General features: G+C 61.0%; 5 protein-coding genes. 3 read left to right on the plus strand and 2 right to left on the minus strand.

What is annotated here, in order from left to right:
* Positions 1 to 245: 245 nt before the first annotated feature.
* A complete protein-coding gene (locus HU811_RS23945) occupies positions 246 to 848 on the plus strand; it encodes a Yip1 family protein (RefSeq protein ID WP_092402718.1) in 603 nt (200 codons plus the stop codon).
* Positions 849 to 1,022: 174 nt separating this feature from the next.
* Positions 1,023 to 1,517 (plus strand): SprT family zinc-dependent metalloprotease, encoded by a 495-nt coding sequence (locus HU811_RS23950; protein ID WP_092402716.1) that lies wholly within the window; start codon positions 1,023 to 1,025, stop codon positions 1,515 to 1,517.
* Between the two features lie 119 nt (positions 1,518 to 1,636).
* Here the strand turns inward: HU811_RS23950 and HU811_RS23955 are convergent, their stop codons facing one another.
* The gene (locus tag HU811_RS23955) at positions 1,637 to 2,818 is read right to left on the minus strand and encodes a CaiB/BaiF CoA transferase family protein (RefSeq protein ID WP_186658434.1); all 1,182 of its coding nucleotides are present in this window, start codon (positions 2,816 to 2,818) and stop codon (positions 1,637 to 1,639) included.
* 307 nt (positions 2,819 to 3,125) lie between these two features.
* Positions 3,126 to 4,460: a dicarboxylate/amino acid:cation symporter gene (locus HU811_RS23960; RefSeq protein WP_092402712.1), complete on the minus strand. Its 1,335-nt coding sequence runs from the start codon at positions 4,458 to 4,460 to the stop codon at positions 3,126 to 3,128.
* A gap of 333 nt (positions 4,461 to 4,793) precedes the next feature.
* On the opposite strand from HU811_RS23960, the gene HU811_RS23965 reads away from it, so the two are divergent.
* Positions 4,794 to 5,792, plus strand: coding sequence for an AraC family transcriptional regulator (locus tag HU811_RS23965; RefSeq protein ID WP_186658436.1), 999 nt, complete (start codon positions 4,794 to 4,796; stop codon positions 5,790 to 5,792).
* Positions 5,793 to 5,855 lie beyond the last annotated feature (63 nt).

Here is a 5,855-nt window from a genome sequence, read left to right on the forward strand (position 1 = left end):
CCAACGGGGATAAATCCCCTCGCCACAGGAGAGTTCCTGCCAGCCGGAGCGGTGCACAGACTCATCGGCGATTAACACACCTTCCTACAGCGCGATTTGCTCTAAGCCCCCCATCCCCCTGGCGAGAACTCCTTTCTATACTGCGACATAAGGTCGCACACACTTACAGACCTGTACTTACTCGGCCGTTTGGCCCGTAGGCGCTCCGTTGGGGGGCGATGGCAATAACAAAGGAGTGACTGACTATGATCCATCATGTCGTGGGGCTCTTTACCCACCCTGATCAAGAATGGAAAGAAATCCGTGGCGATCAGGAGGAAAGCATCAGCCACATGTACCTCACCCACACGCTGATCCTGGCGGCCATTCCGGCTGTTTCGGCGTTTATCGGCACCACACAGGTGGGATGGGTCATCGGCAACCGGCCACCGGTGATGCTGACCATGGAAAGCGCACTGTGGATGACCATCATGTCGTACCTCGCCATGTTGGGCGGTGTGGCCGTGATGGGGGCCTTCGTGCACTGGATGGCCCGCACCTATGACGCCAACCCGAGCCTGGCGCGCTGCGTCGCGTTCGCCACCTACACCGCGACACCTTTGTTCATTGGCGGCCTGGCGGCGCTCTATCCGCACATGTGGCTGGGGATGATCGTCGGTACGGCGGCCATCTGCTACACCGTCTACCTGCTGTATGTGGGCCTGCCCACCTTCATGAATATTCCTCAGGACGAGGGTTTTCTGTTTTCCAGTTCGGTGCTCGCCGTGGGCTTGGTGGTGCTGGTGGCTATCATGGCGTTTACCGTGATCGTCTGGGGTTTGGGCGTCGGTCCGGTGTATACCAGCTGAAGTGTTCTAACCCGCTCAGGGTTCCCTCCTGAAAACAAAGCAATATCTGCCAACACAGGCCGCCGCAAGGCGGCCTTCCTGTGTTTGGCGCTGGCGAAACGACCACTGGGCGTCTGGGCGATTCGCAACGGCCGGCGCTTGCGGCATACTCGAGCCTCTGGAGACCCGTACAGCATGCTTGAGCAACTCAATACCCGCGTCGAAGAGTGTTACCAACAAGCCGAAACCTTTTTCAAACGTCCTTTCAAACGTCCCGTGGTCAGCTTCAAGTTGCGTGGCCAGAAGGCCGGCGTCGCGCACTTGCATGAAAATCTGCTGCGCTTCAATCCACAGTTGTACCGGGAAAACGCCGAAGACTTTCTCAAGCAGACCGTCGCCCACGAGGTTGCGCACCTGATTGCCCATCAGCTGTTTGGCGAACGCATTCAGCCCCACGGCGAAGAATGGCAACTGATCATGCGCGGCGTTTACGAACTGCCGCCCAACCGCTGCCATACCTACGAGATCAAACGCCGCAGCGTGACCCGTTACATCTACACATGCCCCTGCGACGGCAGCGACTTTCCCTTCTCGGCCCAGCGCCACAGCCTGGTGCGCCAGGGGCGCCGTTACTTGTGCCGCAGTTGTCGCAATACCTTGGTGTTCAGTGGGGAGACGCGGGTGGAGTAGCTGGTTCTTGTGGTGTCTGGGCCGGCCTCATCGCGAGCAGGCTCGCTCCCACAAGGGTTTGTGAACGCCATAGATCCAGTGTGGGAGCGGGCTTGCTCGCGAAGAGGCCCTAAAGGGCACTACAAAATCACCTTGGCACTCCGTAAGTGAGCAATCCGCTCAACACTGAACCCCAACTCCCCCAACACCTGATCCGTGTGCGCTCCCAGTTCCGCGCCGATATGCCGAGGCTCGGGCAAGCCTGCCGAGAACTTCAACGGACAGGCCATCTGCGCCTGATTCGAGCCATCGCCACGAGGCACCTCGATCACGACGTCCCGGGCCGCTAACTGGGGATGCCTGAGTGTTTCTTCCAGGCTCAGCACCGGTTCGACGCAAGCATCAACCCCCGCAAATAAACTGCAAAGCTCAGCGAAATCATGCTTCTCGAATTCAGCCTGCAGTTGCTGCTTTAGCCGCTGTTGCTGATCTGGACTGGGCGACAGCCCTTGGGCCGCCAGTTCCGGTCGTCCAAGGGTCTCGCACAACGCCTGCATGAAGGCCGGCTCCAGGCTGCCCACCGACATCCAACGGCCATCCCGGGTGCGGTAATAGTCATAGAAGCTGCCACCGTTGAGCATCTGGTTCTCCCACTCAGGTTCCACGCCGCAGGCCAGATAACCGGCACCGGCCAAAGCGTTGAGGCTGAACATACAGTCGGTCATGCTCACGTCCAGATGCTGGCCCTGTCCGGTCTGCTGCCGGGCGATCACCGCCGCCAATAGCCCGATCACCCCGTGCAGTGAGCCACCGGCGATGTCCGCCGCCTGGATGCCCAGAGGCAATGGCCCGGCGTCGGCACGCCCAGTGTGGCTGGCCAGCCCCGCCAGGGCCAGGTAGTTGATGTCGTGGCCGGCGCGGTCCTTGTAGGGCCCGGTCTGGCCGTAGCCGGTGATGGACACGTAGATCAACCGGGGATTGATCGCCTTCAAGGCTTCGTACCCCAGGCCCAGTCGCTCCATCACGCCGGGGCGGAACTGTTCCAGCAGGATGTCGTGATCGCCCAGCAACTGCTTGATCACCTCCAGCGCCGCCGGCTGCTTGAGGTCCAGGGCCAGGCTGCGCTTGTTGCGGTTGAGGTAGGCATGGCTGGCCGAGACGCCCTGATCATGGGGCGGCAGTATCCGCAACAGGTCCGGGCGGGTCGGCGACTCGATGCGCAACACCTCGGCCCCCATGTCCGCCAGCAACAGCGAGGCGAACGGGCCGGGCAGCAGGGTCGAGAAGTCCAGAACCTTGAGCGATGCCAGTGGGCCTTGCATGGGCGATCTCCGAGGGATGATGGACTCAAGACTAGGCAGGGGTTGGCGGTGGGGCAATTACCGCAGGGGTCAGTCTGGCTGACCATTGCGCTCAATGGCTGTCACAGATCCTTTGTGGCGAGGGGATTTATCCCCGCTGGGGCGCGAAGCGGCCCTCTGGCATTTGCCCGATACACCTGCGTGCATTTGTAGGGGCTGCTGCGCAGCCCAGCGGGGATAAATCCCCTCGCCACAAAAGCGTTCGCGCCTTGAGAACCCGGGCCCAATAAAAAACCCGCCGAAGCGGGTTTTTTATTGCAGCGAAAGGTTACTTCACGCCAGCAGGAGTTGGCCCTTCGGCCACGCCCAGGTCGTCTTCTTCACGGGTGTCGGAGATGCCGCGACCGCCGGAAGCCAGTTCGCTCTGCAACTGGTCTACATCCAGTTCCTTGACCCACTTGGCAACCACGATGGTGGCGACAGCATTGCCCACCAGGTTGGTCAGGGCGCGGGCTTCGGACATGAAGCGGTCGATACCCAGGATCAGCGCCAGGCCGGCCACCGGCAGGTGACCCACGGCCGACAGGGTGGCCGCCAGCACGATGAAGCCGCTACCTGTCACGCCGGCCGCACCTTTGGACGACAGCAACAGCACCAGCAACAGGGTGATCTGGTGAGTCAGGTCCATCGGCGTGTCGGTGGCCTGGGCGATGAACACCGCCGCCATGGTCAGGTAGATCGAAGTGCCGTCGAGGTTGAACGAGTAGCCGGTCGGGATCACCAGACCCACCACGGATTTCTGCGCGCCCAGACGCTCCATCTTGATCAGCATGCGTGGCAGGGCCGATTCCGACGAGGACGTGCCCAGTACGATCAACAGCTCTTCACGGATGTAGCGGATCAGCTTGACGACGCTGAAGCCGTGGGCCCGGCAGATGGCGCCCAGCACGACCAGTACAAACACCACGCAAGTGATGTAGAAGCAGATCATCAACTGGCCCAATTGCACCAGCGAACCGACACCGTAGGCGCCGATGGTGAACGCCATGGCACCGAACGCACCGACGGGCGCCAGCTTCATGATCATGTTGATGATGTTGAACATCACGTGGGCGAAGCGATCAATGAAGTCCAGTACCGGTTTGCCGTAGGCACCCAGGCGATGCAGGGCGAAACCGAAGATCACCGAGAACATCAGCACTTGCAGGATATCGCCATTGGCGAACGCGCCGACGATGGTGTTCGGGATCACGTTGAGGATGAAGGCCACGATGCTCTGGTCTTTACCGGCCGAGATGTAACCGGCGATCTTGCTGGTATCCAGGGTCGTCACATCAATGTGCATGCCGGCGCCCGGTTGCACGACGTTGACCACGACCAGGCCGATCAACAGGGCGATCGTGGAGACGATTTCGAAGTACAGCAGCGCGTAGCCACCGGTCTTGCCCACCGACTTCATGTTCTGCATGCCGGCAATACCGCTGACAACGGTACAGAAGATGATCGGGGCGATGACCATTTTGATCAGTTTGATGAATCCGTCACCCAGCGGTTTGAGGGCAACGCCGGTCTGCGGATAGAAGTGGCCAAGCAAAATGCCGATGGCAATGGCTACGATCACCTGGAAATACAGGGATTTGTACAGTGGCTGACGAGTCGTCATGGCAAACCTTCCTCAAGCGTCCCGTGTGACAACATCCACCTGTCGTCCACGAAACCTCAATTTCGAACCCTCCTGCATTGGAGGGATTTGTTTTGGCGGCTGCACGGTGGCAGACCTGCGGATGCCTATCGCAAGGCCCATGCCATTTTCGGGAAAATGCCTACAACCCTTGAGCCACAAGGGCTACACATCGTTAAACACGCCTAGTCACCCACACACAGATGGCGGATTCCCGCCCACACCGCGGTTATCGCTCCGGGATTTGGCGGATATCCGCCTTGTCGCGCCGAAGCCCCCTGCTACCATCGGCCGCTCAATAAACGGATTCCTGCCATGCGCCAACGCACCATCGCCAGCCACTTCGCCCGCGCCGCCCTGGGTGGCGCGCGCCGGCAAGGTTTCGATTACGTTCCCTTGCTGCAAGAGCTAGGCATCAGCCCCGAGCTGTTGGACGAGCCGCGAGCACGCCTGGCGCCCGCGCAGTTCGCCAGCCTGTTGCAGGCCTTGCGGCTGGCACTGGGGGACGAATATTTGGGGTTTGGTCTGGCCCCGAGTAAACCCGGGACGTTTGCCATGATGTGCCACGCGTTGATCCATTGCCGGACCCTGGGCAAGGCGCTTCAGCGCGGGTTGTTGTTCTACAGCCTGTTCCCCGACGCACCGAGCCTGACACTGGAGGCCGAAGGGGAGCGGGTGCGCTTGAGCCTGGATGAATCGACACTGCGCGACCCCGACCATTTCCTGGCCGAAAGCCTGCTGGTGATCTGGCATCGCCTCGGCAGTTGGCTGATCGGCCAGCGGATCGGCCTGGAACAGGCGACCTTCAGCTATGCCAAGCCGGCCCATGGGGCCGAGTACGATCTGTTGTTCCCCTGCCCGCTGGTGTTCCAGACGCAGCGATGCAGCCTGTTGTTCCACAGTCGCTACTTGGATATGCCGTTGTTGCAGGACGAACGAACCCTCAAACACTTCCTCGAACACTCCCCCGCCGACCTGCTGTCACGGCCTGACGATGGCAACAGCCTGACCAGCCAGTTACGCCGCCTGCTCAGCCGCGACGCCGCACGCTGGCCAGATCTGGACACCGTCGCCGCACATTTGCACATCAGTCCGCAGACGCTGCGTCGGCATCTGCGGGAGGAAGGCACCAGCTTCCAGGAACTCAAGGATCAGTTGCGGCGGGATATCGCCATCTACCATCTGGGACGCGCGGACCTGTCGTTGCAACAGATTGCCGAACAGCTGGGGTTCTCTGAACCGTCGGCGTTCCACCGGGCCTTCAAGAAGTGGACGGGGGTGACGCCGGGGGCTTATCGGGAGCAGGAACACTGAGGGGTGTCATCTAACTTCTGCGGTGGGTCTACCGCCCCTGTGGCGAGGGAGCTTGCTCCCGCT

This window comes from Pseudomonas tehranensis (assembly GCF_014268615.1).
GTDB classification, from domain to species: Bacteria; Pseudomonadota; Gammaproteobacteria; order Pseudomonadales; family Pseudomonadaceae; genus Aquipseudomonas; species Aquipseudomonas tehranensis.

Coding starts and splice junctions, on each gene's coding strand:
- HU811_RS23960 (WP_092402712.1), bottom strand. CDS start 4,460: ATGACGACTCGTCAGCCACTGTACAAATCCCTGTATTTCCAGGTGATC.
- HU811_RS23945 (WP_092402718.1), top strand. CDS start 246: ATGATCCATCATGTCGTGGGGCTCTTTACCCACCCTGATCAAGAATGG.
- HU811_RS23965 (WP_186658436.1), top strand. CDS start 4,794: ATGCGCCAACGCACCATCGCCAGCCACTTCGCCCGCGCCGCCCTGGGT.
- HU811_RS23950 (WP_092402716.1), top strand. CDS start 1,023: ATGCTTGAGCAACTCAATACCCGCGTCGAAGAGTGTTACCAACAAGCC.
- HU811_RS23955 (WP_186658434.1), bottom strand. CDS start 2,818: ATGCAAGGCCCACTGGCATCGCTCAAGGTTCTGGACTTCTCGACCCTG.